General features: G+C 47.4%; 22 protein-coding genes and 1 pseudogene. 13 read left to right on the top strand and 10 right to left on the bottom strand.

From position 1 onward, the window contains the following. Window positions 1–30: 30 nt before the first annotated feature. From EHO60_RS16520 to EHO60_RS16495, 6 genes are all read right to left on the bottom strand, one after another. Window positions 31–1050, bottom strand: coding sequence for a DUF4340 domain-containing protein (locus EHO60_RS16520; protein WP_135769323.1), 1020 nt, complete (start codon window positions 1048–1050; stop codon window positions 31–33). Further along, entirely contained in the window at window positions 1047–2741 is a 1695-nt protein-coding gene (locus EHO60_RS16515) for a GldG family protein (protein ID WP_135769322.1), read from the bottom strand. Before EHO60_RS16515 ends, EHO60_RS16520 begins: the two co-directional genes overlap by 4 nt. After that, a complete protein-coding gene (locus tag EHO60_RS16510; protein ID WP_135769321.1) occupies window positions 2738–3496 on the bottom strand; it encodes an ABC transporter permease subunit in 759 nt (252 codons plus the stop codon). The genes EHO60_RS16515 and EHO60_RS16510 overlap by 4 nt, the downstream gene beginning before the upstream one ends. Continuing rightward, window positions 3493–4407, bottom strand: coding sequence for an ATP-binding cassette domain-containing protein (locus EHO60_RS16505; RefSeq protein WP_135769320.1), 915 nt, complete (start codon window positions 4405–4407; stop codon window positions 3493–3495). Before EHO60_RS16505 ends, EHO60_RS16510 begins: the two co-directional genes overlap by 4 nt. Window positions 4408–4458: 51 nt before the next feature. Next, window positions 4459–4761: an STAS domain-containing protein gene (locus EHO60_RS16500; RefSeq protein ID WP_135769319.1), complete on the bottom strand. Its 303-nt coding sequence runs from the start codon at window positions 4759–4761 to the stop codon at window positions 4459–4461. 67 nt (window positions 4762–4828) lie between these two features. After that, a complete protein-coding gene (locus tag EHO60_RS16495) occupies window positions 4829–5614 on the bottom strand; it encodes a class I SAM-dependent DNA methyltransferase (RefSeq protein WP_135769318.1) in 786 nt (261 codons plus the stop codon). A gap of 60 nt (window positions 5615–5674) precedes the next feature. On the opposite strand from EHO60_RS16495, the pseudogene EHO60_RS17390 reads away from it, so the two are divergent. The 5 genes and pseudogenes from EHO60_RS17390 to EHO60_RS16475 all read left to right on the top strand — a co-directional run. Next, window positions 5675–6994: pseudogene (locus EHO60_RS17390) on the top strand (SpiroCoCo family coiled-coil protein); the annotation flags it as partial. Window positions 6995–7030: 36 nt separating this feature from the next. Beyond that, window positions 7031–9259, top strand: a complete 2229-nt coding sequence (locus EHO60_RS17385; protein ID WP_425460312.1) for a SpiroCoCo family coiled-coil protein — start codon at window positions 7031–7033, stop codon at window positions 9257–9259. A gap of 237 nt (window positions 9260–9496) precedes the next feature. Continuing rightward, window positions 9497–9730, top strand: a complete 234-nt coding sequence (locus tag EHO60_RS16485; protein ID WP_010419029.1) for a hypothetical protein — start codon at window positions 9497–9499, stop codon at window positions 9728–9730. Between the two features lie 6 nt (window positions 9731–9736). Continuing rightward, window positions 9737–10492 (top strand): type I methionyl aminopeptidase, encoded by a 756-nt coding sequence (map, locus tag EHO60_RS16480; RefSeq protein ID WP_135769316.1) that lies wholly within the window; start codon window positions 9737–9739, stop codon window positions 10490–10492. Window positions 10493–10505: 13 nt separating this feature from the next. Beyond that, complete coding sequence (locus EHO60_RS16475; RefSeq protein WP_135769315.1) at window positions 10506–11429, top strand: DUF350 domain-containing protein; 924 nt, start codon at window positions 10506–10508, stop codon at window positions 11427–11429. 3 nt (window positions 11430–11432) lie between these two features. On the opposite strand, the gene EHO60_RS16470 is transcribed toward EHO60_RS16475, so the two are convergent. Beyond that, entirely contained in the window at window positions 11433–11807 is a 375-nt protein-coding gene (locus EHO60_RS16470) for an LIC_11502 family protein (RefSeq protein WP_135769314.1), read from the bottom strand. 20 nt (window positions 11808–11827) lie between these two features. Between EHO60_RS16470 and queG the strand changes: the two genes are divergently transcribed. The 4 genes from queG to rfaD all read left to right on the top strand — a co-directional run bounded on the left by queG (window position 11828) and on the right by rfaD (window position 16766). Beyond that, window positions 11828–12784, top strand: a complete 957-nt coding sequence (queG, locus tag EHO60_RS16465; RefSeq protein ID WP_167880253.1) for a tRNA epoxyqueuosine(34) reductase QueG — start codon at window positions 11828–11830, stop codon at window positions 12782–12784. Between the two features lie 70 nt (window positions 12785–12854). Further along, window positions 12855–14030: an A/G-specific adenine glycosylase gene (locus tag EHO60_RS16460; protein ID WP_135769312.1), complete on the top strand. Its 1176-nt coding sequence runs from the start codon at window positions 12855–12857 to the stop codon at window positions 14028–14030. After that, complete coding sequence (locus tag EHO60_RS16455) at window positions 14027–15805, top strand: UbiD family decarboxylase (RefSeq protein ID WP_135769311.1); 1779 nt, start codon at window positions 14027–14029, stop codon at window positions 15803–15805. The genes EHO60_RS16460 and EHO60_RS16455 overlap by 4 nt, the downstream gene beginning before the upstream one ends. After that, entirely contained in the window at window positions 15798–16766 is a 969-nt protein-coding gene (gene rfaD, locus EHO60_RS16450; protein WP_135769310.1) for an ADP-glyceromanno-heptose 6-epimerase, read from the top strand. Before EHO60_RS16455 ends, rfaD begins: the two co-directional genes overlap by 8 nt. 40 nt (window positions 16767–16806) lie before the next feature. Here the strand turns inward: rfaD and EHO60_RS16445 are convergent, their stop codons facing one another. The 3 genes from EHO60_RS16445 to EHO60_RS16435 form a co-directional block, all read right to left on the bottom strand. Further along, a complete protein-coding gene (locus EHO60_RS16445; RefSeq protein WP_010419051.1) occupies window positions 16807–17109 on the bottom strand; it encodes an ArsR/SmtB family transcription factor in 303 nt (100 codons plus the stop codon). 357 nt (window positions 17110–17466) lie between these two features. After that, window positions 17467–18237: an SDR family NAD(P)-dependent oxidoreductase gene (locus EHO60_RS16440; protein ID WP_135769309.1), complete on the bottom strand. Its 771-nt coding sequence runs from the start codon at window positions 18235–18237 to the stop codon at window positions 17467–17469. After that, window positions 18221–18925, bottom strand: coding sequence for a histidine kinase (locus tag EHO60_RS16435; protein ID WP_135769308.1), 705 nt, complete (start codon window positions 18923–18925; stop codon window positions 18221–18223). Before EHO60_RS16435 ends, EHO60_RS16440 begins: the two co-directional genes overlap by 17 nt. A 323-nt stretch (window positions 18926–19248) precedes the next feature. On the opposite strand from EHO60_RS16435, the gene recN reads away from it, so the two are divergent. The 4 genes from recN to EHO60_RS16415 all read left to right on the top strand — a co-directional run bounded on the left by recN (window position 19249) and on the right by EHO60_RS16415 (window position 25136). After that, complete coding sequence (gene recN / locus EHO60_RS16430) at window positions 19249–20955, top strand: DNA repair protein RecN (RefSeq protein ID WP_135769307.1); 1707 nt, start codon at window positions 19249–19251, stop codon at window positions 20953–20955. A 126-nt stretch (window positions 20956–21081) separates the two neighbouring features. Next, a complete protein-coding gene (locus EHO60_RS16425) occupies window positions 21082–21687 on the top strand; it encodes a MotA/TolQ/ExbB proton channel family protein (protein WP_135769306.1) in 606 nt (201 codons plus the stop codon). A gap of 2 nt (window positions 21688–21689) precedes the next feature. Further along, on the top strand, window positions 21690–22145 hold the full coding sequence (locus EHO60_RS16420) for an ExbD/TolR family protein (RefSeq protein WP_135769305.1): 456 nt from the start codon (window positions 21690–21692) through the stop codon (window positions 22143–22145). 99 nt (window positions 22146–22244) lie between these two features. Further along, on the top strand, window positions 22245–25136 hold the full coding sequence (locus EHO60_RS16415; RefSeq protein ID WP_135769304.1) for a BamA/OMP85 family outer membrane protein: 2892 nt from the start codon (window positions 22245–22247) through the stop codon (window positions 25134–25136). Window positions 25137–25150: the final 14 nt, after the last annotated feature.

Below are 25150 nucleotides of genomic sequence, written 5' to 3'. Positions count from 1 at the left end.
TGGTCTATTGTCAATCAATGATTCCGGACGTTACGGCACCGGATTTTTTACCGATGGAGACGACGTAAAGTCAGCCAAATCCTTGTCCAAGATCGTTTCCATCGTCCAAGGGTCCACGATAAGTTCGTATTTCATTCCGGAAAGTCTGAAGATCCAGCTTCCTTGTCGGTCCTTTCCGAACGGAGAAAGGATTTTGGTTCCGGAATCCGTATCCAGTCGGATTTGAAACTTCTCCTGTGGTGCGAGAGGAAGGCTTTCTCTTGCGACTAAGGAAATTTCGTCCGCCTTAAATCCTAGCAATTTTTCCAGAAAATCGTTCACCGTATTCTGTTCCACCGATTTGGAGAAAAGATTCGTACTTAGAATCCAGCCGTTGTCTGCACTCGTCAGAGAGAATCCTTTCTTCGGGTCCGACGGGAATTCGATTTTGAGGGACCGGATTTTGCCGTAGGAGAATCGATCCGGAAAAAGACTGTGAGAGAGAAAGTAATCCTTTCTTCCGTTTCCGATCAGAGTCTTTAAATTCTCCTTTACTAACCAGATATTTCTTCCTTCGGGTTCCGACACGTATACTCCGGAATTTCTAGGAGCAGAAGAGCCGATAAACAATATGCCCGTGGATTTTCCAGAAGTATCAAAAATTTCTAAACTAGGTTCGTCTTCGGACAAGCCGAATTCCGGAGAAGGAAAAGTGGAGTTCCGAACGAGTAGCGTGAATTTTCTGAGGGAGACAGCCGCCTTCAGCAGCTCTACAATCCTTTCCGAATCTCCGGGACCCGTCGTCCCGTCCGGCAGAGCGACCTCCCAAGAATCCAAGGTCCTCGATAAGGAGACGATTTCTCCCTTTCTTCCTACCTTGATCCGAGCGATATCGGATTCCTTCAAAGGGAAGAACGGATCCGAATTAGAGTACGTATCCTGAAAACAACCCCAGGGATCCTTTACCAGGAGGAGCAGGAAAGCTAAAAGAAGATTGAAGGCGAAGAAAGTAGCGCCTCGATTCGCTTTCAATCCCGGGAGAATCGTTTTTGCGGATCGGAAAACGTTCATTTCGGTTGCATCCGCCTTCTGCGAACAATTCTAAGCACAGCATACAGGGACAAAATCGCAGGGAAGCCGAAAACGTTCAGGATACTGATTAGATTTTCGGTTCCGATGGAGATAGGATCCATTTTCAGGATCAGGGATTGTTTACTTCTTGCTGCGGAAAGGTCGGAATCCCCCTCCATTAAATCTATAGAATTCAATAAAAACGGAATATTCGTGTCCCTGAATATTTCGGCGTATTCGGGAAATGCGAGTATGTCGGAGGCCAAATAAGGGGTTCCGAATACCAAAATTTTCGGGATCTTATCTTTCGGAGAGCGCGTCAGGAAAGATTCCCGCCTTACGTCTTTGGGAAGAGTCTTTTTCTGGAAATAGGAAAGGAGAGGGCCCTCTACGATCGCTCCCAAAACGAAGGGACCGCCGTTCGGACGGACCGGAATCCGGGAAAGTTGCTTTTCTCCGAGCATGACCTGATCGGATCGGATCTCGGCTCCTTCCCCGCTGAACACGAGCGGGGTAAGCCTTGCGTTCGGTTGTCGGTCGGGGATCAATTCCAGACTGGAACACCAGGGCAGGAGTAAGTTTTCCTGTTCTTTCGTGTAATCGGAATCGATAGCCAGGGTCCCGTCTTTTTTTCCGGAGACGATCCAGAGAGGGTAGGAGGCTCTACCTAGAATTCCCGGTTCCACTTCTACGAGCGGTCCCATCGGAAGGGAATGGTCTGGATCCAAAACCAGATTCGAGTGGATTCGAATTCCATAATGTTCTAAAAAAGAATTCAAATCGCCGAGGTGAGGATGACGGTACGCGGCTCCCGCTTCCGTATCCCCCGTCAGGATTCCCATCCGGTTCCCGGCGCCCTCTATCCGGAATTCCATGGCCTTTCCCAGAATGATGAGATTTCCTCCTTTGACCAAAAATTGGTCCAGGCGGTATTTGGCGGTTTCGGAAAGCGATCCGCTACCGACCCAAAGGAGGGTTTCGACGCTGTCCGGGAAATCTTCGTTTTCCGGATCGATTTCCGGAACTTCTCCGACTGTCGTTTCCAAGGCTTGGTGCAAAAAGATTCCGATCGTGTCTTTTCCCGTGCCAGGTCCGGGCGCTTGGGTCCCGAGACTGGAATTCGTTTTTAAAACGCCGATCCCGCTATCCGAACCGGATCTAGACATTTTTCGGATTCCGGACAGGATTTGGTATTCGACTTGTTCCGCAAAGAAAGCAATCGGGATCACTTCCGTCTTCGAGCCGAGTCGCAAGGCAACTCCGAGGTAGGCTTGCTTGACCGAGGCGGAACCTCGTTCCGTCTTTTGCAGGATCTGGGGTTCTATTCCGGAATCAGCGGCCTTCCTTGCGTCTTCTAACGAAGTATCCGGATCATAAAATCGTAATAGGATTTTGCCGTTTCCGGCGGATTCGATCTCTTTTAAGATCTGTTGCGTCAATTCCAGCCTTGCTTTGTATTCGCCCGGAACCTTGGAAGAATAAAACGCGTCGATGTACAATATGGAATCGAGGGTCGAAGCCAATTTTCGGGTGCTGGAGGTCAGTTCGAAGCGCTTGGATCGCGAGAGGTCTTTTTTACAGCTCATTTCGGAAACGATCGCGTTCACCAAAAGGAAACAGAAAAATGCATTCAAAGCGAAGAAGACCTTCGACTTGGAGATTTCAAAAAGAGGATTCCATAATTCCTTCATTCTCTTCTCCAGCGAAGCACTAGGACGTTTGCGAAGAGAGAGAATAGGAGGAAGCTTAAGTAGTAAAAAACGTCCCTTCCGTCCAAGATCCCGAAACGAAACGATTCGAAATGCCTAGAAAAGGAAAGAAAGGAGACCAGCGAAGCCGCAGAACCGCCTAGAAATTTCAAGACCGGTTGGGTGCCCGAGAGAAAAAGGAAAATGCAAAAAAGGAGAGTTAAAAGATAAGCGCTGATTTGGTCCTTAGTAAAGGCGGAAAATACCAAACCCACCGCTATATAAGATCCTCCTAATAAAAAGCAGCCCAAGTATCCTGCAAAGGTCGCTCCTAGATCCAGATCTCCTACCGCGTAAATGGAAAAAGGAACGGGTATCGTGAGTATCAGAACCGAACCTAAAAAGGCCCAGGCGGCTAGAAACTTTCCGACAACGATTTCGGATTCTCGGAAAGGGAGAGTGAATAATAGTTCTAAGGTTCCCGCTCTTTCCTCCTCCGACCACAACCTCATGGTAATGGCGGGAACAAAAACGGAATATAGCAAAGGAATCCAGAGAAAGAACTGTTCCATGTTTGCCGCTTTTCTGTCCCAAAAGGAGTCTTCTCCCAAGCCGAAAAAGAATAGGAAGGCGGAAAGAAAAAGAAACAATACCGCAAAAATATATCCGATTGGCGTGTTCGAATAGGTTCTCCATTCCTTAGAGAAGATCGTACGGATTCCTTGCAGCGATTCTGAGATGGAGAAAGAGGAATTCATAGGGGAGCCGTCAATTCCCGGAAAACGGTTTCCAGAGATTTGCGTACGGGACGGAATTCCAAAACCGGAAAATCTGCATTTCGGATCTTGTCGAATAAAGACTCATGGTTTAAGTCGGAGGATTTCAAATGGAAGGTTCCTGCATCGGCGAACCTGGATTCTTCCCGTATATCTACGTCGGTTCCTAAAAAACAGTTTCGGACTGTCTGCAAATCTGCTTTGGCGATCACCAAAACGGAATCTTCTCGATTCATTTCGGAAACGCTCGCGTCCGCAATCCTCCTGCCTCGATTTAAGATCAGGACGTGGTCGCAGATCTCCTGTACTTCCTGAAGGATATGAGTGGAAAGAACAACCACCTTGTCTTTTCCTATAGAACGAATGATGCTTCGGATCTGTCCGATCTGGTTCGGGTCCAAGCCGGAACTAGGCTCGTCCAGAATGACGTATTCCGGATCATGCAAGAGAGTACCTGCCAGCGCCACTCTCTGCCGAAAGCCTTTGGAAAGGGATTGGACCGTCGTAAAGAAATGGTCTCCTAAATCGCACACTTCCCGCATCTCCCGGATCCGTCGCCGGAGGAATTCTCCTTTGAATCCTCTGGCTTGGCCGATAAATTCCAGAGTTTCCTCCGCAGTCAGATCTCCATACAGGGGAGCGGACTCGGGAAGATAGCCCAGATTCCGTTTTACTTCGATCGGATTTTCGGAAAGAGAGAGGGGACCGAAGGATACGGATCCGGAATCGGGTTCTAGGAATCCGGTCAGGATACGCATCGTGGTGGTTTTTCCGGCACCGTTCGGGCCTAAAAGTGCGGTGATCCTTCCTTTAGGAACGGAAAAACTGAGATCGAAAAGCGCCTGTTTGTCGGAAAAGGATTTTGTCAGACTGACTGCCCGTAAGGCGCTCATAAGAGTACGGTCCGGACGAAGCGAGGGAACCGCAATCGTTTTTCGAGGATTTTAGCTGCGAATCTTGAGCATCATGTCCACTTTGAATTTTTTCAGTATGTCCATGAGGGAAGATTGTAGGTTCACTACTTCCAACCGGATACCGAAATGGTCCAAGAGATTTTTTAACGTAAGCAATTTTGCCACACCGCTCGAGGTGATTTTTTTCGTTTGGCTTAGGTCCAAAACCAATTCTTCGAATTGGGCCCTGGATGCTCGGTCCGAAATTTCATCGAATACCTTTTCGTATCCGTCCAGCAAATGATTCTGGAATCGAACCGTTCCTTTCCTTCCTTGGAGTTCCAGCTTTGTCATATGAATGTGCGATCTTTATTACCAAGAGACAGAAAAATCGAACCGATTCCTACAAGAATTCGATCGATTATGCCTTTCTGCAAAGGAAGTTGAGATAATCCGCTCGAGAAGAAACTTTCCAGGACTTATAATCCGATCCGATCTTCAAAATCTGCATCCCGGAAGATTCCAATAAAAATTTCCAAACTTCCAAAGGGTATGCTTTGTGGTAATGAATTTCTTCGGTTTCCTCCGATCCGCTCCGGAACCGAAGGCGCGTGGTCAGAATTCCTTCTCCTTTGGAATATTCGTTCTCCCAAAGCAATCGGGTCCCCCCGTAATTTTCCTCCAAAATTTTCCCGTCGAAATGCTTTTCAAAATTTCGCTCGGTGCTGACATCAAAAAAGAAAACACCCGAAGCTTCCAAAATTGTCGCGATTTCTAGGAAGATCTTCCTTAGATGGGATTCTTCCAAAAAATAATTCAAGGTATCATGGACGGAGAGGACAAGATCAAAGGGAGAAGGCAAGGCCGGGAGAGAAAGCAGGTCCGACAAGACTCTGGTTCCCCGGATTCCGGCTTTTTCCGCCTCCGAAAGCATCTCCTCGGAACAGTCGACCCCCCAAATGCCGGACTGGGAGGGCAAGTGCCGCCAAAACTTGCAAGTTCCACATCCTAAATCCAGAATTTTATTCGGAATTCTGATTCCAGTGACTTCTTTGTATCCTTCCAAGGCCATTTTTGCCCAAAGAGAATAGGCAGCTCCTCTCATGGCCTTGTCGTATACCGCAGAAAAGGACGTATACGGCTTTTTTTGGGCAATCGGAGAAATAATTCTTGATCTTTTCCCTTGGGGACCTGTATTTCTATCCATTTGATGCGACATAATCCTAAGGACCGCCTGGTACTGGGCATTTCCTCGAATCTCTAAACTATGGGCTTAGAACTGCTATTTCCTTTTTTGGCCAGCGTTGGCATAACTATCCTTCTTCGAAGGATGGACAAGTCGAATTATAAATTAAGCCAAATCAAACGTTATACGGGAAAGCTGCAGGAAGAGTTGCAGGAGATCGCTCTGGAAAAAATCCAAGCGGTCAAAGATTCCGGAATCGAATTAGACATCTCCCTCAAACAAACCAGAAAATTGGCCGAGGAAGTCCGGACGTTAAACGAAGAGTCTCGTCAACTTCTGGAAACCATCCGTTCCAACCGGGAATTTTTAAACGCAGTCACCCTGGATCTAAAAGAAGTGGTACATTTGTCCGGAGACATCCGGAAAGAATCCGAATCCGTACAAGAAGGCCTGGGGCGGTTGGAGCTAGGCAAAAAGGATCTGAACGGAGTCGCGATCCGAATCCAGGAACTTCGTTCCGAGGCGGAGACCTTATTGGGCGCCTTCCAGGAAAAGATCAATTTTCGATCGGACGATATTTTGCAATCCTTGGCCGCCAAGATCGTGGAGCTGGAAGGACTGCTGGAAACCAAAGCGGACCAAGTAGAAGCCGGAATGGAGACTTTAGGGGAAGCCTACCGTCAAAAGCTGGAAGCTCAGACCAAAAGCCTGATGTCGGACACGGTCGGAAAAGTGGAATTGGCCCGAGAGGAAGTGGCCCAATTGTTAGACACGATGAAGGCCAAAGAGGACGATCTGGATGCACAAACGGATCGGATCCAAACGGCCTTCCTTTCCGTCTCAGAAAAGATCGATCGGATGGACGGGCGGGTCGATGAGAAAGCGGAGTTCGCGGATCGGAAATTGGACGAACTGTTTTCCCGGTCCGAATCCGTTTTGCGGCAAAAATACGATCAGATCCTGGAACAGGTGGTACATTCCAAAGAAGCGTATCTGAACGGCCTCAAAATCGAAATCGATGTGATTCGTAGAGAAATCGAAGGAATGAGTCTGGAAACCTTGACTCGCCGCGATGAAATTCTAAACGAAACTAGGCGCCAAGCGGAAGGAATCAACGATTCCATCAATATCTTCCAGGAAAAATACTTGGAAGCGGAAAACAAATTACTGAAGCAGGCGGATTCCCGCAAATCCGAATTGATGAGACAGATCGACTCCTTCGAAGAGGAGTTCAACCGGATCAGTTCCACTCTTCGCAGTGAAGCGGAAGATGTGCGTAAGGAAATTCTATTCGCCTTGAAGGATTTCCATTCTTCCTTAGAAACCGCAAAAAACGAAGAGGAAAGAAAAACTCGTTCCCGAGTAGACCAACTCAGAGAGTCCTTGGAAGAGGAATTGGGTTCCCTGAGAGAGGAATCCGAGGATCTGCGCAAGAAAATGTATTCCTCCTCCCAGGAATTCGGTTCGTCTCTGGATCTACTTCGAGAAGAGGAAGAACGGAAATCCCGGACGAAGATAGAGGAAATCCGGAAGGTTTTAGAGGAAGAGATACGCGAGTTGCACGCGTCCCATTCCGAACGATTCCGTTCCGACTGGGATCGCATCGAAGAAAACGTGAAGTCCTTCGACGTGCAGGTGACTGCAAGGATGAGGGAAATGGATTCCTATGTCCGGGACATTCGTTCCGTACTCGAAAGCAGCGCGGGAGACGTGCTGGGAGAGATGGAAGAAAAGATCGTTCCTTTGAACGGAATGATCGACGAAGAATTCCAAAAAATGGACCGGAGACTGGAGCATTTCAGCCGTTCCTGGGAAGAAGAAGTCGTTTCCATAAAAAATCATACCCGCGAAGCGATAGACGGATTGGAAGAAAGACTGGGACAAATCCATCTTCGGGGAACGGAACTTTTGGAAGAATTCGGAAAAGTCTACGCTTCTCAAAAGGATCGCATCGAAGAGTTCGTTTCCAAGTACAAAACCAATTTCCGTAGGGAAGGCGAAGAGGTTCGGGAAGAATTGGCCCAAAGGTTCCGGGAAGCCAAGACGGAAGGCCAAAATCTGGTTTCCTCGTTGAAAGAGGATTATTCCGGAATCGAAGAAAGATTCGAAAACCTGGTTAAGAAAAACGAAAAATTGATGGAAGCTCAGGCGGACAGAATCCGGACTTCTACGGAAGCGGAATTGGGACACGCATCCGAACAGGCTAGTTCCGTATTGGATAGACTCAGGGAATCCGCGGAAGAATTCTTCGAAAGGCAAGAAGAGAAAATCGGTCGCTTGAACGGAACCATCGACGCAAAAATCAATAAGCAATTGTCTTCCCTTTTGGACAAAGGGAACGTACAGCTCGGACAGTTGGAAGAACGCATCTCCAAGCACCTCCAAGAGGTGAAGAAAAACCTGGAAGAGGCTCTCAAATCCGGTAAAAAAGAAAGTGAAGACCAGATGAAATCTTTCCAGAGCCAGGTGCGAAATCTGCTTCGGGAAACGGAGGCTTCCTCGGAGGAATTCCTAAGATTCGGAAAAGAAGAATTCCGCTCCGCCCAGGAAGAATACAGGTCTCTCCAGAGCGAACTGCGGAAAGACTTGGAAGAAATCCAAAAAGCGAAAACGAATCTGTTCGAAGAACTGGAATCGGAAGCGGAGAATCTACGGAGTTCCGTGGGAGAAATCTCCGAAAAAATGCAGGAAGCCGAATCCAAGTCCCTCCTCCTTCTCGATGTGAAAGAAATCATCGATCGTTCCGAAGAGTTTGTGGAAAAAATGAAGGCGGCTGTGGAAGAGGCGAACCATTCGGAGGCGCTTTCCGTAGAATTGGATCGAAATCTGCATCTTCTGAAAGGAGCACAGGCGGAATTGGAGTCCCGTTTGGAAAACGTGGAGGAACGGGAGAAAGATATTCAGGAAATTTCCGGCAAAGCGGAAAGTCTAAAATTAGAATTCCTGAATATGTTAGAAGAATCTTCCCGCTGGGAGGAATCCGCACGTAAATTGGACGAAGCCAGCGAAAGAGCCGCCGAAATGGAGGCGCGATTCGTGGACCTGGAAAATCGACTGGGTCATTTTGGCGAGATCCGCGAGGAAATCCTAAGTCTTTCCGAAGAAGCAAAGGAACAAAAGGATTCTTCGGGAAAAATGTTCCAGAAAATCCGAGATTTGGAAAAGGAAATTTCCATCCTCGAAACGAGAGAAAAAGAAGTCGTTTCCTCCATCCGTTCCGCGGACGAAAGACTCGAACTCTTGGCAGGGCGGAAAGAGGAGATCGTTTCCGTTGAAGCTAAGTTCGACAAGATAGAGGATCTGATGTCGGAGCTTTCCGAACGGCATAAGCAGACGAGCACTCTTTTACAAAGAGTGGAGGACCTGAAAGAAGGTGCGGGTTCCGTTAAAGAGGAATTAGAAGGTCTCCTTGCGGAGGCGGACGATACCTTCGAAAAACTATCCACTTTCCTAGATGCGGTTCAGACGACAGGCCAAAAACCGACGGGTGGAAAAGGAGGAGGAAAATCCTCCGAACGAGACCCTTTGGTAAACCGTAAAAAGGCCACTGTCTTAAATTTATTTCATAACTTTCATTGGGATTCCGAAACCATCGCGGAAAAACTCGGGTTGGAAACTTCCTTAGTACAGACGATTATCCAGAGCGAGGCGGCAAAAAGGGGATGATTTTGTTCTTGACCCTAGTCCGTTTGCCTAATATGTCTCGTTCCTACTTGTATCATATTATATGTTTACGATTTAAGGGGGATCGCTTTCTTATTGAACGCGGTATTTAAATAATCGCGTATCTTTTAACGAAAATGATTCCTTTTTTCGAGGCGTTTGGAAACGTATCTCCGTATAACCGAGATACGTTCCGAAAAATTCGGAAAGAAAAGGAGAAAGCTCCCGTAGCATTTCGATATGGTACAAAAAAAGAAAACTACTGTTAAGAGGAAGAATTCCATGGCTCAAAGCGCTGAAAAGGATACCCTCATCGTCGCAAGCAAGGTAAAAGCCTATATTAAATCCAAAGGTTTTATGACCTCGGGAGACGCTGTCGACGGTTTGAATGAGAAGCTTTACGCTCTGATTGACGATGCCCTGAAACGGACCGAGGCGAATAAACGTACGACGGTTCGACCCACCGACTTCTAAGCATTCTTGATCTACATCAAGAATAAGACTGAAATCGAGAAAATGAGGGCGGCCGGAAAACTAGCCGCCGGACTTTTGGAGTACATTTCCGGGTACATTCGTCCCGGAATTAGTACTTTGGAAATTAACGATCTTTGTGAGGAATTCACGAAGAAACACGGAGCGAAATCAGCTCCTCTCGGTTATAAGGGTTTTCCGAAATCAGTCTGTACCTCCATAAACGAAGTCGTCTGTCATGGTATCCCGAAGGCAACGGATATCCTGAAGGAAGGTGATATCGTAAACGTGGACGTGACCCCTATTATGGAAGGGTATCACGGGGATTCATCGCGTACTTTTATCGTCGGCGGCAAAAGTTCTGCAGAAGTGGAACGCTTGGTCCAAGATGCGGAACGGTCCATGTGGATCGGAATCGAGCAAGTCAAGCCGGGGAATCGAGTGAGCGATATCGCAAATGCGATCGACGATTATCTGACTCCAAAAGGTTATGGAATCGTCCGAGATTTGATGGGGCATGGCATAGGACGTGGGTTTCACGAGGAACCTCAGGTTCCCCATTTTCGCTCGAATCGTAAATTGACGAAGTTGGAACCTGGAATGACTTTCACCGTCGAGCCCATGGTCAACCTAGGAACCTGGGAAGTGAATTTCTCCAAAAAAGACGGTTGGACGGTGACCACGAAGGACGGAAAATGGTCCGCCCAATTCGAGCATACGGTTTTAGTCACCGAAAAAGGCTATGAAATTTTAACCCTTCCATAGTATCTTGGAGGGCATGGATTTTATCTGGAAATATCTTTCCTTAATCGGAAAGGATCTCGTTTTTTTCGTTCTGGGATTCCTCGTATTTTACATAGGCAAAAAAGTAAAAGACTGGTTGGAACCTAGAGAATTGGACGAGGAGTTGGTCCGTTCCGATAACGGGGCATTGGCCCTAAGCCTTTCCGGATACTATTTAGGAATCATCATTTTGTTCGTCACGATCGTATCCCATCCGGGGGACGGCACGGGGCTTTTCGGAGACGTCATCCAGGTTACCGCATATTCCCTCTTGGGATTGGTCCTTTTGCTGATTTCCCAGTGGGTAAATGATACATTTATTCTGACCGGAATCGATGCCCAAGAAGAGATTTACGAAAACAAAAACTTGGCCGTCGGCACCGTATTGTTCGGCGGAACGATCGCGAGTTCCTTCTTTATTTCGGCGGCATTGAACGGGGATATAGGCAGCAAGGTATTTCCGAACGGTCTAGGATTGGCCCTTTCTCCCTTGTGGGAAAAGACTTTGATCGGAGCGATTTTGTCCCTCGCTTTCTTTCTGATCGGGCAGATCGGAATGATCCTTTTTTCGTTTTATTATAAAATTTGGATTCCCTACAGAATCAAGGAAGAGCTGGAATCGAAACAAAACGTGGCAGCGGGAATTTCCATGGCGGGGGCTCTCCTTGCCATCGGAATCCTGCTGACCCGGGCTCTATTCCGGGAATTCGAATCCTTTTTTCATACGGGGCTTCTACTTTTGTTGGATCTGGCATTCGCATTCTTCATCATTCCCGTTCTTCATTTCTTGGCAGGCAGGGTGATCCTTCCGGGTTCCACCTTGAAGCATGAAATTTCGGACGACCAAAATTTCGGAGCGGGGCTTTTGGAAGCGGTGGTTCTAGTTTCCTTTTCGGCGATCATATTCTTTGCAGTATAGGATTTAAAAAAGTTCTTGGGAGGAGTATAATTTCCATTCCAAGTGGTATACTTTCTTTGTGCCGTACTCGAAGGATTCGCGCAGCCATTCGTTAGCTTCGGATTCCTGCGTGGTGCGTTGGGAGAAAGCTTCTGTGAGTTCCTTTTTGATTTCCGGGAAAATCGTTTTGTGTTTCGGCAGGAAGGGGGACAATCCTCTTTCCGAAAATCCCTTTAGAGCGCCGACAAGTCCGGCGAGAAGGCATCGGTTCAGTAGTGCCTTTTCTCCTTTCGGAATTTCTACACCCGCTTCCTTAGCGGCAAGAAGAAGATCTTTGATCGGAATACGACCGCTGAAAACGGTGAGGGAAGAATCCGGTTCTTCTTTTTCCGAAGCCATAATTGGATGGAACCCCTGTGATTCTGGAAAGTAAAGAACTTCTATCCGAATTGGAATCCCTTTCGCGTAAAAACGGTTTCCAACTTTGCGGAGCAGCAAAGGCGAAGGTTCCGGATTCCGATCGGGAAAATATCTTGGAATGGGTGAATTCCGACCTGCACGGAGGCATGGATTGGTACCCTAGGAATATGCAACTTCGTCTGGAGTTCTCCGGACTCGGATTTCGTCCGGAATCCGTATTGGTCTTCGCTTCCTTATATTCCGATTCCGAATATGAAGCGATCTTCGGAGAGTCTCCGTTCCGATTTTCCCGCTATGCGGTCGGGGAAGACTATCATACCGTCTTGAGGCGAAAAGCAAAAGAGATCCTGGATTTTCTGAAACGAACCTTTCCGAATCATTCCTTTCGGCAAGGTGTGGATTCTCTCCCGGTTCCGGAAAAGGTCCTCGCTCGAGAGGCAGGATTAGGATGGATCGGAAAGAATACGAATCTGATCAATGAGGAGATCGGTTCTTTCTTTTTCCTAACGGTGGTATTGACGGACGTTCCTTTACGAATCGCTTCTCTTCCGGCAAAGGATCGTTGCGGCACCTGCGATGCTTGCCTCAGAGCCTGTCCTACCGGAGCCTTGGAGGCATACAAAATAGACGCCCGCAAATGCATTTCTTATAAAACCATAGAAGATAGATCTCCGTCGGTGCAGGGGTTGCACGGTTGGGTGTACGGTTGCGATATATGCCAAGAGGTTTGTCCTTGGAATCGAGTGAAGGCCAAGAAGAAAGGACTGGAGACGGAGTTGCCGGAACTGAAGGTTCGTGATTTTTTCAGAAATAAAATCGAATCTTTGGAAACGATCTCGGAACAGGAATTCGATTCCTTGTTTCGGGACAGCTCGGTGAATCGGATTTCTTATTCTCAATTTCGGAGAAACTGGAAAACCCTTCGCTCGGAATCGTTTCCTCGCGCCTCTAGCTGATTCGAATCCGGGAAATTTCTGAAAAAACTCCTTTTCCTGAGTTCCCAGAAACTTCCAATGGGAGGAAATCATGGAGACTTCCACCTTCGATCCTACCCGTGGAGAAATCGGGGACCTAGATTCGATCCAAAGGTCCGAAAAAAAACTGAGGGATTGGTTTTTTCGGGAAAAAAGAGATCTTCCCTTTCGTAGGAATCGCACTCCTTATTCTACTTGGGTCAGCGAAGTGATGCTGCAACAAACCAGAGTGGCGGCCATGATTCCGATCTATGAAGCTTTTTTAAAGCGTTTCCCGACTCCTTCCGATTTGGCTCATGCGGAGGAAGAGGAGGTCCTGCAATATTGGAAAGGGCTCGGGTATTATTCCCGCGCAAAAAATCTGCAAAAAGGAATGCGGAAGCTGGTCCAGGAATTCGACGGAGTTTTTCCGCGCACTTTGGAATCCGCCCTTTCTCTTCCGGGAATCGGGCCATACACGGGAAGAGCGGTCCTATCCATCTCCTACAATCTTCCCTTTGCCGTTTTGGACGGGAACGCCAAGAGAGTCCTTTCTAGATTCTTCTTATTTCGGGGAAATATTTCCAAGTCGGATTCGATTCTCCAGGAAATCGCGGACCGTTTTTTAGATAGGAAACACGCGGGAGACCATAATGAAGCCGTAATGGAGTTGGGGGCGAGAATCTGTCTCCCGGCCCGACCCCTATGCGCACAGTGTCCTCTATCGCAGGATTGCCGTGCTTTCCGAGAAGGAGCTCAGAACGAAATTCCCGTTCCGGAAAAGAAAGCTCGGGAAATTCCCCTAGGAATGCGTTTTTTAATCGTACGAGCTCCGGAAGGGATCTTACTTTTACGATATTCGGAGAGGCGATTTTTCAAGACGATCTTTTCCCTTCCTTTCGATTGGGAAGGAGATTCTCCGTACGATCCGGATCCGAACATCGATCTAGGAATCGAATTTTCGAATACGGGTTCCGAATTCAAACATACGATCACACACCATAAAATTCGCGGCTCGATTTGGGAATCCGTCCTAGGTTCCGACGAGGCTCGCAGGCTGGAGGAGCGATTATTGCGCGAAAAAAAAGAGTTCGGCGTAGAATGGAAATGGTGCAGCTGGGCGGATTTGGAAAACGGATTTCCCTCTTCCGTAGCGAAGAAAATCCGAAGAGCTTTGTCCGTTTCCGAAGGAGAACTGCCAGGAATCTCCCGTGGAAAAAATCTGTCGAAAAATAGGAGAGAAGAATGAGCCTGAGGTCCACCTCCGATTTTTTACGGGAATTATCCCGGCAAGGGGAATTGTTGGAAATCACGGATCCGGTCGATCCTATCCTGGAAATCGCGGAAATTCAGAGAAGGGTTGTCGCGCGTAGGGGGCCTGCATTATTATTCCGTAATGTAATCGGTTCCAAAATTCCGGTCGCCACGAATTTGTACGGATCTTCCAGGAGGATTCGTATCGCCTTTGGCGAGGATCCGGAAAAATTCGTAGCGAGGATTGCTCACACTGCCAAGCACTTAATGCCGCCCAGTTTCGGAAAGGTTTGGGAGGCAAGATCTCTGGCCTGGGCCGCCTTAAAAATCGGTCTGCGCAGGATCTCGGATCCCCCGGTACTTGAAGCGGAAGAGACTTCTTTGGAAAATCTTCCTGCAATCCAATCCTGGCCGAAAGATGCGGGACGCTTCATCACCTTACCCCTGGTTTATACGGAAAGTCCGAGCACGGGAAAGGGAAATCTGGGGATGTACCGTATCCAATTTCACGGTCCCAAGCTGACAGGCATGCATATCCAAATCCACCGGGGAGGAGGATTCCATTATTTCGAAGCGGAGCAAAGAGGCGAGGCACTGCCGGCTCATGTGTATGTAGGAGGTCCGCCCGCACTGACCATCGCGGCAGTGGCGCCCTTACCCGAGGAGATCAGCGAGTTTTTGCTAGCCTCCTTATTATTGGGAGAAAGGTTGAGAATTTCCAGAAAAAGGGAGATCAGCCCTTTGCCCATCGTTTCCGATGCGGATTTCGCTTTGATCGGAAAAATTCCTCCGAAGATCCGAAAGCCGGAAGGTCCTTTCGGGGACCATTACGGATATTACGCGTTGAAACACGACTATCCCGTTTTTGAAGTGGAGCGGATCTTCCGGAGAAAGGATGCGGTATGGCCGGCCACCGTCGTAGGCCGACCTCCTCAGGAAGACCATTGGATCGCGGAATATTTACAGGATCTACTTTCTCCGCTTTTTCCGATCGTTATGCCCCAGGTAAAGGGAGTTTGGGCATACGAAGAATCCGGAGTGCATTCTCTCGCCGCGGCAATCGTTAAGGAAAGATACGAAAAGGAAGCCTTCATGGGCGCCTTACGGATTTTAGGAGAAGGCCAGCTTTCCCTAACGAAAGTGCTTTTGGTGACGGACAAGGACGTGCCGCTGAAGGATTTTAAAAAGGTCTTTTCCGCCGTGTTGGAAGGATTCCGTCCGGAAACGGATCTGCATGTCTTCTCCAACATATCACAGGACACTTTGGACTATACCGGACCGGAAGTGAACCGCGGAAGCAAAGCGGTTCTATTGGGAGTGGGCCGAAATCAGAAGACGCTAAAGTCCAGGATCGGAGTCTCTTTGAAAAGTTCTAAATTCAAAAATCCGAAAGTGTACTGCCCGGGGGCGTTGGTGGTTTCGGGAGTTGCGTACAAGAGAGGGGACAAGTTGCCGGAGTTATTACTCAAAGAGGAAGCAATCCGCGGATTCGTTTTCGTGTTTCTTGTGGACAATTCCGAAGAGGCTGTTGCTTCGGATCACGATTTTATTTGGAACGTTTTCACCCGATTCGAGCCCGCCGGAGATATCTATGGAAAGCGGGAAGTCATCCGAAACCATCTTTCCTTTTCCGGCCCGATCGTTATCGATGCGCGAATGAAGGATTGGTATCCGGAAGTTTTAAAGTCCGATCCGGATGTCGCCAAGCGAGTGGAGAATAGATTTGGTAGACTTCTACGTTCGCTAGAATCCAATGGAACCCATGTCTAAGATTCGAGTCATTGTTACCGGCGGAGCAGGATTGATCGGGAGCAATCTAGTCCGATTATTGAACGAGAGAGGAGTGGACAATATCCTGATCGTGGACCATCTCGGAGATTCCATAAAATGGAAAAACCTTCGAGATCTTTCCTATGAGGATTATTTAGAAAAGGACGTTTTTCTGAAGAAACTGGAAGCCGGCCAATTTCCGAAAGGCTTTACCCATGTTCTCCATCTCGGCGCCTGTTCCTCCACTACGGAATCGGACGCGTCCTATCTGATTCGAAACAATTTCGAATACACCAAAATTTTAGCGGAAGCCTGCCTGGCACATAGTGTCCGGTTTTTGTATGCTTCTTCCGCCGCCACTTACGGAGACGGAAAATACGGTTACGATGACCAGGCTTCGATAGAGGAATTGAGACCCTTGAACATGTACGGTTACTCGAAACACATGTTCGATCTGTACGCCCAAAAAAAGAGGTTTTTATCTAAAATCACTGGCGTAAAATATTTCAACGTGTTCGGTTTCGGAGAGGGACATAAGGGAGATATGAGATCCGTGGTTCTGAAAGGATATGAGCAGATTCTTTCGGAGGGGAAGATCCGGCTTTTCAAGTCCTATAGGCCCGACTATGCGGATGGAGAACAGAAACGGGATTTTCTGTACGTCAAGGATGCGGCCAAAATAACGATTCATCTGATTTTTGGAGATCATTTCGGTCTGTACAATGTAGGACGAGGAATCGCGGAAACTTGGGTGGATTTGGCGAATTCCCTGTTTGCGGCTTTGGATCGGACTCCGAAAATCGAATTCATAGAAATGCCGGAAAGCTTAAGGGCAAAGTATCAGTATTTTACAAAATCAGAATCTTCTAAACTAATGGGGACGGGATATGTGGAAGGCTTTACGGACTTAAAGACGGCAATCGCCGATTATGTGCAGCTATTAAGATCGGAAGGAGAATAAGAGGGGGACCGCCGCCGAGCCCCCTCTCGGATCGAAGAGATTACTTGGAAAAAATCTGAAGTAAAGACTTCGCGAAGCTCTTGAACTTTTGATCCTTAATGGAATAGAAGACTTGGTTCGACACCTTCTTGCTTCCTAAGTATCCTGCTTCTTTCATTTTGCTTAAGTGTTGAGAAGCTGCCGACTGGCTGATTCCCAGTGCGTCCACTAGCTCTCCTACGCTATGTTCTTTTTTCGATAAATACAATAGAATTTTCAATCTATCGGGATGGGCTACGGCTTTTAATCCGCGGATGGTCGAGTCCAGGTGGGCTTTCTTGATTTCTAACTTTTGGGCTGCCATTTTTTTTCCTTCTATAATGTTTGATCCATCATAAACGATACTCGCTTTTTTTCAAGGATTTCCGGCCTTAGGGGTCGTTTTTTGTCCTTATGTCCAATTGTGAAAATTATGATATTTTTATGGAATTACGTGGTTAAAAGTTTACATTAATATTCTATTCGAATGTACTCCTCGAAAAAATTCGAATATTATGGAATTATATATACCTTATGAATGATTTTTGGAAATTCCAGGCTCGTGTTTCGGATATCGTAGCCTTTCGGTCGTATAAAATTAGTATATTCTGAAGAGATAAGGGAGTTCGGGGAAAGAGGGACGGCCGGAATCGAATATCCGGCCGTTCTCCGTTAGGCGGTTTTAGATTTTGACGCCGCCGGAAATTTCCAGGACGACTCCATCCACGAGTTCGTTCCTGGCGATAAAGGCGGCCGTTTCTGCGATTTCTTCTGGCTTGCCCAATCTTCCGATCGGAATTTGAGCTTCCCATTTTTTTAACGCTTCCGGGTTCATGTCCTTCATTACCATTTCGGTGGCGATGAAACCGGGTGCGATACCCGCCACTCTGATTCCGAAGCGGCTTAATTCGCGAGCCCATAATTTCGTCATGGCAGCCACTCCCGCTTTTGCGGCGGAATAATTCGTTTGGCCTGGATTTCCGTGCATTGCTACGGAAGAGATCGGAATAATCACTCCTTTGGATCCGGAGTCGATCATCTGAGCTGCTGCCTCTCTTCCCGTCAGAAAGACGCCCGTTAGATTCACATCGATGACGGATTGCCAGTTGGCAAGGGAAAGTTTAGACGCTACCTTGCCGGTTTGCTTGTCTACTTTCACCAAAAGACCGTCGCGAAGGATTCCTGCATTCAAGACCGCTATGTCCAGACTACCGAACGTGGAAACCGCTTTCTGCATCAAGGCTTCCGCATCCTGCTCTTTGGATACGTCTGTCTTGACGGCGATGGCCTTGACTCCGAGGGAGACGATGTCTTTTCGGGCTTCCTCCAGTTTCTCCTCCGAAATGTCGGATAGAACGATATTGGCCCCCAATTTCGCGAAATGTTCGGCCATCGCTTTGCCTAAGCCTCCGGCCGAGCCGGTGATAACGGCCGTTTTACCTGTGATTTCCAACTTGATTGATTTCCTTGCTTCGAATTGAGATATATTTGTCGTTAAACGGGATTTCCACCCTTGCTACGGTTTCGGCGGCTTGGGTCTGGATCCGAAATAGGTTCGGATCGATATTTTCGCTCTTCAATAGAATCATAATGAGAGCGATTCCGAGTCCGGCGCCTTCCGTATTGTCCATATTGTCCATGTAGAACTCGGCGATATCGTTGTATCCCATGGCCTTTTTCATCTTTTCCCGCATCCGGGCTTCTTCCGCGTCGATCACGGGAGTATTATTGATCACTTCCACTACGAGGCCGTCTTCGCCGTAAACCACGTTGATTTTTACGAACACTCCTCGGGCGAGGCAACGCTTCCCGTATTCATCCGCCATTTTTTCGGAGAAATTCTCCTTAAATTGGGACAAGGCTCGGTCGTAATGATCCGGATTCCGTATGTCCAACCCCAAATCTTCGAAAAAGATCCTTTTCTGATTGGCTTTGACTCCGTTGATGGCCATTTCTTTCGTGATTGTATAGAGCATCTCTATGTAACGAGACTGGCCGACTTTTTCCAAGACTTCCGTTAATATTCTGAGAACGTATTTTTCTAATTTTGCGTTCATCCGGGAGGATTGAACGGAAATTCGGGATCGATTTAGGATATAATCACTGAGCTGGGCGTCTAAATGTTTGAAGCTTTTGGCCATGCTCGTCCTTCAGGGCGGGAGGATCAGGGCCCAGTCTTCCGGTTTCCCGGATTCATGCAATCAAAAATCCTGGTTTCGCCATTCTAGAAAATTCTCTTAGAAAATTTCTTTTTCTAAAGTAGGGGAGAAAGGAAGTCGATCTCTCCGAAATTCGTTTTCGAGTTCTCTCCGTTTTGGCCGAAAGGGAGAGGTTTTTCCTCCGAAAGGATTTTACTCCCGATCGGGCGTAGATGGGGGGAATTTTTTATACTATACAAAAAAATAGTTGAAAAAATCGGCGAACATATACTTATGATTACTTATTAATTGAGTAGGTATTTTCTATGCTACAGATGCTTTCGATCCGTGATTTCGCCTTGATAGAATCCGCATATATCGATTTTCGGAATGGTTTTACCGCGATTACGGGAGAAACCGGTTCCGGTAAGTCTCTTTTGCTGGATGCGATTTCTTCTCTGTTAGGTGGCAAAAGTAACGCCATGGATATTCGTACCGGCGCCGAAAAATACGTGCTGGAAGCCGTTTGGGATCTCGGCGGAAATCTTTCCGCCCGGCAATGGTTGGCGGAAAAGGGGATCGTCGGATCGGGGACGGAATTGGTTTTGAGAAAGGAATTTTCTCGGGACGGAAAATCCAAGATTCTCATCAACCATTCCTTGGCGGCTGTTCAGGTATTGCGGGGATTGGGGGAATTGCTTGCAGAAGTACATAACCAAAACGACCAAATCCTTCTTTTAGATAAGAGCCAACAGCTGGATATTCTGGATTCCTTCGGGAATTTATATTCCATTCGCTCAGAGGTCCGAGAATCGTTTCTGACGTACCGGAGCCTTCGAAAGCGTTTAGAAGAATTGGAAGCGAGTCACGGGGATAGAAATCGAAAAAAAGAAATTCTACAATACCAAATCGAGGAAATCCAATCCGCGAATTTGAAGGAGGGAGAAGAGGAGGAATTGCGGAAAGAAGAAAGCCTCTTGTCCCACGGAGAGAGATTGTCGGAAAATTTGGAGATCATTACCGGATTGCTTTCCGAAACGGAAGATTCCGTTTTGAGTTCCTTTTCTAGAATTTTGATCGCCGCGGAAAAGATGAAGGGAATCCACCCGGATTATGCGGATCTAGAAGGCACGTTGAGAGAAGTATACGTTACTTTAAGGGAGATCAATACGAGTGTGCAGGATCAAAAGGATGAAATTTATTTTTCTCCGGACAGATTGGCGCATGTACAAGGTCGTTTGGATCTGATCCAAAAATTGAAGAAAAAATACGGAGGAAGCATTCAGGAGGTTTTGCTTTCCAAACGAAACGCGGAAAACGAATTGGAGGCCCTCGCGCAGAACATGGAATCCAAGGAGTCCTTAGAGAGAGAAAAGAAAAAGGCCACGGAAAAATTGGCCCAATTGTGTATGCAGCTTTCCAAAGCGAGAAGGGAATCTCTCGGAAGGTTTGAGCCTAGATTAAAATCCGAGTTGGAAGCATTGGGAATGCCCGGAGCAGGAATCCAAGTCGTACTTCGATGGGAATCGAGCGTGGAAGGAGAAGTGGAATCCCAGGGGAAATCCTATTTAGTCAATGAGAGCGGACTGGACCAGGCCGAGTTCTACTTTAGTCCGAATCCAGGAGAGAAGCCTAGGCCCTTACGCAAAATCGCCTCCGGAGGAGAAATGTCCCGGGTGATGTTGGCAATCAAAAGCGTATTAGGATCTAATTATGATGGAAAAGTTTTGGTCTTCGACGAGGTCGATTCCGGTTTGGGCGGAGAAATCGCTATGGATGTGGCGAAAAAACTGCGCACTTTGTCAAAGACTCATCAGATCCTTCTTGTTACTCATTTGCAACAAATCGCCGCTGCCGCGGACCACCACTTAAAGGTAAGTAAGCGTATCACGGATGGCAGGACTTTGTCGGAAGCGGAATTTTTGGGGATGGAGGAAAGAACCTTGGAACTTGCTCGGATGATTTCGGGTCAGAATGTTTCGCGGGGAGCCCTTGACCATGCGAAGGAGTTGCTCAAAAAGAAAGCGGTATAATTGAACCGTTTCCTAATGATTGGAACCCGGGGTGCTTCCCGGTAAAAAGGAAGCATTCCTTCTAAAAATCGTTTGGCAGCAACAGCCGAGTCAGAAACCCTACTCCCTGGAGAAGCTTGACCGACAATGATTCTTGCCAAAACCGATTCTCTGGTATCCATTATTCCGCCAGAAACGATCCCGATTTTGATTTTACTTGTGTCCATCATCGGGTTCACTATTATTATAGAAAGATTGATCTTTTTTTCGCGTTGGAAGGCCCTTTCTCCCGATGAATGGAGAAGAGTCAAAGATCTGCTGACCGAAAAGAATTACGATTCTGCATCGGATTTGCTTCGCAACCTAAGCCAAGGTCCTTCTTCTCAAGTGATCCAGGCCGCCATTGCCCAGTTTCAGAGGAAAACTTCCTCTGTAGAGGATGAAATTTTGAGCCAGGGATTGAGCCAGATCCAGCGCATGGATAAATTTCTCTCCGCCTTGGCAACCATTGCAACCATCGCCCCTTTGCTTGGAGTCCTTGGTACGGTAGTGGGAATCATCCGTTCTTTTGCGGAAGGATCGGGAACGAAAGGTGCCGAGGTAGGGATCAGCGAGGCGTTGATTACTACCGCAATGGGATTGGCAGTGGCTATCCCCGCCTATGTCTTTAATAACTTCTTTCAGAAAAGAAAAGACGATGCGATCTCCGAAATGGAAACTCTTTCCGAGCAGGCGCTTAGGTACCTGAAGTAACGATGCGATTCAAAAAGTGGAGAAGTCAAAACGGCGCTTATAGGCCGGGGCAGATCGAGCTCGCTCCGATGATCGACGTTATCTGCTTTATCGTTATTTATTTTCTTATGAACGCTACCTTGGAAAAGTCTACCGTGATCAAAATAGAATTACCTAGATCTTCCAGCACCGCTCAGGAAAAGAAAAAAGACGAGTTGGTGATTACGATCAATAAGGATGGTAAAATTTTTCTGGATAAGGACACGGAACCGGTTCCTCTGGAGAAATTGACCGACAAGATCAAAGTGTTTATGGGTCCCGAGGATAAGGACAAAAAGGAACAAAATAAAAATAGAGTGATCATCCGCGGTGACGGTGGCGCGAATTACCAGACGGTAGTCAAGGTAATCGACAAGGTGAATGAAGCTGGGGTGACCAGATTCAATCTCGCCATGGTACGTCAACCCGGAGGAAAATAAGAGAACTGGAAATCGGAGCGACTCAACTCCCGGTTAGAGGGGGTGTTTCCTTTATTTTGGAGGAATTTGGAACCTATTTGTAAAGGTTGATTAAGCGACTTGAAACGTAAACCTCCCGTAAATAAACTTTTAGCCGTCTTCTTTTTGACGGGTTCCCTTTTCTATTCAGGCAACATTTCCGAGTTGCTCTCGAAGAGGAGCGACTATTTCGGTAAGACGATCAAAGAAGTCGCGTTTAAAGGAAATCGAAACACTTCCGATTCCGATATCGATTCGATGCTCGAATTAAAGCGCGGGAAAGCCCTGACGAAAGGGATGGTGGATCGCGATTTAAAGACACTATTCGCGTCCGGTTTTTTCTATTTCATCGATATCCAAGCCGAAGACGTAGAGGGCGGCGTCCGGATTATCATCGAGTTAAAGGAAAGACCGCGAGTCAAAGAAATCGAATTCGTAGGAGCGGACGAAGTTTTTCCCGCCGACCTCCGGGATAAGATGCCTCTGAAAGACAACGAGGTGATCACGCCGCAGAAAGTCTCCAAGTCGAGAGACCTCATTCTACAAAAATATAGGGACGAAGGTTTTTTTCTGGCTTACGTAAAGGCCGAACTCGGAAAGCCCGATCCGAAAACGAACCTAGTGAAAGTACGGTTCGTCATAGACGAGGGGGAGGAGATCCCCGTCGCTAAAATCAATATCTACGGAAACGAAACGATCGAGACGTCCGAAATTTTGGGTCTGATGGACCTCAAGGAAGAGGGGGTCTTCGAGGGAGGAGCCTTTAAGGAAAGCGCATTCGAAAAGGATAAGGAAACGATCCAGGCATACATGCGAAGCAAAGGATACCTTGATTCGGAACTTTTACGCGAAGGCACGAACTGGGAAATCCATTGGGAAAACCCGGAAAAGAAGGATAGAAGGGTCATCATAGTCAACATAAAGCTGTACGAAGGGCAGGTTTACTATTTTAACGGATACACCCTTTCCCACGACATGACCTTGGACAATGAGGGAAGACCGGTATTCTTGAATAAGGAAAAGAACCCACCGGACACGCCGAAGGACAAATTGGTTCCGCTCTTTACTCTGGACGAAGTCGAAAAGGTTTTGGACTATAGCGTACGGGAAGTCGGGCAAATATTCGACGAATCCATCTTCATGCGGGACCGTTCCTCGGTGAACGAACTCTACGGTTCCAAAGGACATATTTTTGCTCAGGTGATTCCCAGAAGGAAGATCGTCTCTCTGGACGAAGAGAGTCTGCAATATTACGAGAATTGTTATTCTAGAAGATCGGAACTGGAACGTAAAATCTGCGAGGATGAATACAAACAGTTGAACGTTAGGCGGTTGAGGGAACTTTACGCCAGGAGTCCGAATCTCCGGGGTCGTAAATTCGTACACGTGGATTTTACGATTCGAGAGAATAATCTAGCTAAGATAGAAAACATCATTATCAAAGGAAATAAGAAGACCCAAGATAAGGTGATTCGCCGGGAAATGTTGGTCAAACCGGGAGACCTTTTCGATTCGGCCAAAGTGAACCGGTCCCGCGAGAGAATCCACAACCTTGGATATTTCAAGGAAGTGAACCTGAACATGAGACCGGGTTCGGACGACACCAAGATGAATCTAGTGGTGGAGGTTGTGGAGCAACCTACGGGAACCGTTTCCATGGGGGGCGGTTACGGAACGATTACCGGGTTTACCATTTTTACCGAAGTAGGAGAGAATAACCTGAACGGAACCGGACAAAAAATTTCCGGCCGTATCGAGTTTGGTCCTTATCGAAGGTCTTTCCAGATTTCCTGGACGGAACCGTGGTTGAACGATACTCCTTGGTCCTTGTCTCTCTCCTTATTTTACTTTTCCCGTACTATTTTCTTGGGTTCCACTTCGACCATCAACGTATCGAATAGCACGACTGCGCCGACCACAGAAAACGCGACGTATGACAACAACGGTTTGGGAGTCACAGTCGGTTTGGCTCACCGGGTCTTTACGAACTGGACCCACTTTCACAGGTACACCCCCGCCTTTTACTCGTATTCGAATCCCACCGCACTCGTTTCGGATGCGGTTCTTGCTAACGTAAGACAAGGGTGGCAATTCCGTTCTCAAATTTCGAACGGTATTTCTTTCGATATTCGGGATAACGTATTCGCTCCCACCAGGGGATACGATATCCTTCTCCAAGTGGATAACGTAGGTCAGTATTTGGGCGGTTCTTCCCACTTCGACCAATACAGGATTACTGCGGAATACTACCATACTTGGTTCGATTTCACATTCGGAGGTCTGATCCGTAACAACTCCCTGCGCCGCTGGAGAGTGGTGCAGGAATTTCGTACTTCGAATATGTTCACGTTCCAAAGATCTCCGAAATATGGTCACCAAGATCCGGTTCAGAATCCGTACATCCGTCCCCAGGATTTGTTGATCATAGGCGGGTACGAATCATTGAGAGGATGGTACTATAACGATGCCAAATATCCTGTGGAATGGCGGAGCGGTGCGCAGCACCGCGTACTGTTCGATTCGGAAATCCGTATTCCGATCGAGCCCAGTTTATTGTGGTTGGTCATATTCCTGGATGGAGGAGCCATGTATGAGCAGGTCAACCGTTACACCGGAGTCAAGAAAGATTATGCACAGAATTACGATAAGAACGTTCTTCAACAGGAGATTTCCAATCCGATCGGTTGGTATTTGTTGAATAACTTTAATTTGTCCAATGGGCAAAAAGCGGACGTATCCTACGATGCTTTGAATAATCCCGCATATCAGGTGCTTTCCGCTGACAATCTAGCGATAGAACGGATGAGATTTTCCTGGGGTGTCGGTCTTAGGATCCAAATTCCCGTCCTCCCTCTACGATTGTATTTCGCGCAAAAGATTCGGCCTACCGGGAATTTCTGGGCACCGTTCGAGAGGTACGAATCGGACCGAGCGTTTCAATTCGTATTCGGGATTGGAGACTACCGTTTTTAAGGATCGGCTTTCTG

The sequence above is a fragment of the Leptospira fletcheri genome (genome assembly GCF_004769195.1).
GTDB classification, from domain to species: Bacteria; Spirochaetota; Leptospiria; order Leptospirales; family Leptospiraceae; genus Leptospira_B; species Leptospira_B fletcheri.
Note: the sequence above shows the minus strand (reverse complement) of the source record. Positions and strands in the feature narration are given on the sequence as shown.

Coding starts and splice junctions, on each gene's coding strand:
- EHO60_RS16520 (WP_135769323.1), bottom strand. CDS start 1,050: ATGAACGTTTTCCGATCCGCAAAAACGATTCTCCCGGGATTGAAAGCG.
- EHO60_RS16515 (WP_135769322.1), bottom strand. CDS start 2,741: ATGAAGGAATTATGGAATCCTCTTTTTGAAATCTCCAAGTCGAAGGTC.
- EHO60_RS16510 (WP_135769321.1), bottom strand. CDS start 3,496: ATGAATTCCTCTTTCTCCATCTCAGAATCGCTGCAAGGAATCCGTACG.
- EHO60_RS16505 (WP_135769320.1), bottom strand. CDS start 4,407: ATGAGCGCCTTACGGGCAGTCAGTCTGACAAAATCCTTTTCCGACAAA.
- EHO60_RS16500 (WP_135769319.1), bottom strand. CDS start 4,761: ATGACAAAGCTGGAACTCCAAGGAAGGAAAGGAACGGTTCGATTCCAG.
- EHO60_RS16495 (WP_135769318.1), bottom strand. CDS start 5,614: ATGGATAGAAATACAGGTCCCCAAGGGAAAAGATCAAGAATTATTTCT.
- EHO60_RS17385 (WP_425460312.1), top strand. CDS start 7,031: ATGTATTCCTCCTCCCAGGAATTCGGTTCGTCTCTGGATCTACTTCGA.
- EHO60_RS16485 (WP_010419029.1), top strand. CDS start 9,497: ATGGTACAAAAAAAGAAAACTACTGTTAAGAGGAAGAATTCCATGGCT.
- EHO60_RS16475 (WP_135769315.1), top strand. CDS start 10,506: ATGGATTTTATCTGGAAATATCTTTCCTTAATCGGAAAGGATCTCGTT.
- EHO60_RS16470 (WP_135769314.1), bottom strand. CDS start 11,807: ATGGCTTCGGAAAAAGAAGAACCGGATTCTTCCCTCACCGTTTTCAGC.
- EHO60_RS16460 (WP_135769312.1), top strand. CDS start 12,855: ATGGAGACTTCCACCTTCGATCCTACCCGTGGAGAAATCGGGGACCTA.
- EHO60_RS16455 (WP_135769311.1), top strand. CDS start 14,027: ATGAGCCTGAGGTCCACCTCCGATTTTTTACGGGAATTATCCCGGCAA.
- rfaD (WP_135769310.1), top strand. CDS start 15,798: ATGTCTAAGATTCGAGTCATTGTTACCGGCGGAGCAGGATTGATCGGG.
- EHO60_RS16445 (WP_010419051.1), bottom strand. CDS start 17,109: ATGGCAGCCCAAAAGTTAGAAATCAAGAAAGCCCACCTGGACTCGACC.
- EHO60_RS16435 (WP_135769308.1), bottom strand. CDS start 18,925: ATGGCCAAAAGCTTCAAACATTTAGACGCCCAGCTCAGTGATTATATC.
- recN (WP_135769307.1), top strand. CDS start 19,249: ATGCTACAGATGCTTTCGATCCGTGATTTCGCCTTGATAGAATCCGCA.
- EHO60_RS16425 (WP_135769306.1), top strand. CDS start 21,082: ATGATTCTTGCCAAAACCGATTCTCTGGTATCCATTATTCCGCCAGAA.
- EHO60_RS16420 (WP_135769305.1), top strand. CDS start 21,690: ATGCGATTCAAAAAGTGGAGAAGTCAAAACGGCGCTTATAGGCCGGGG.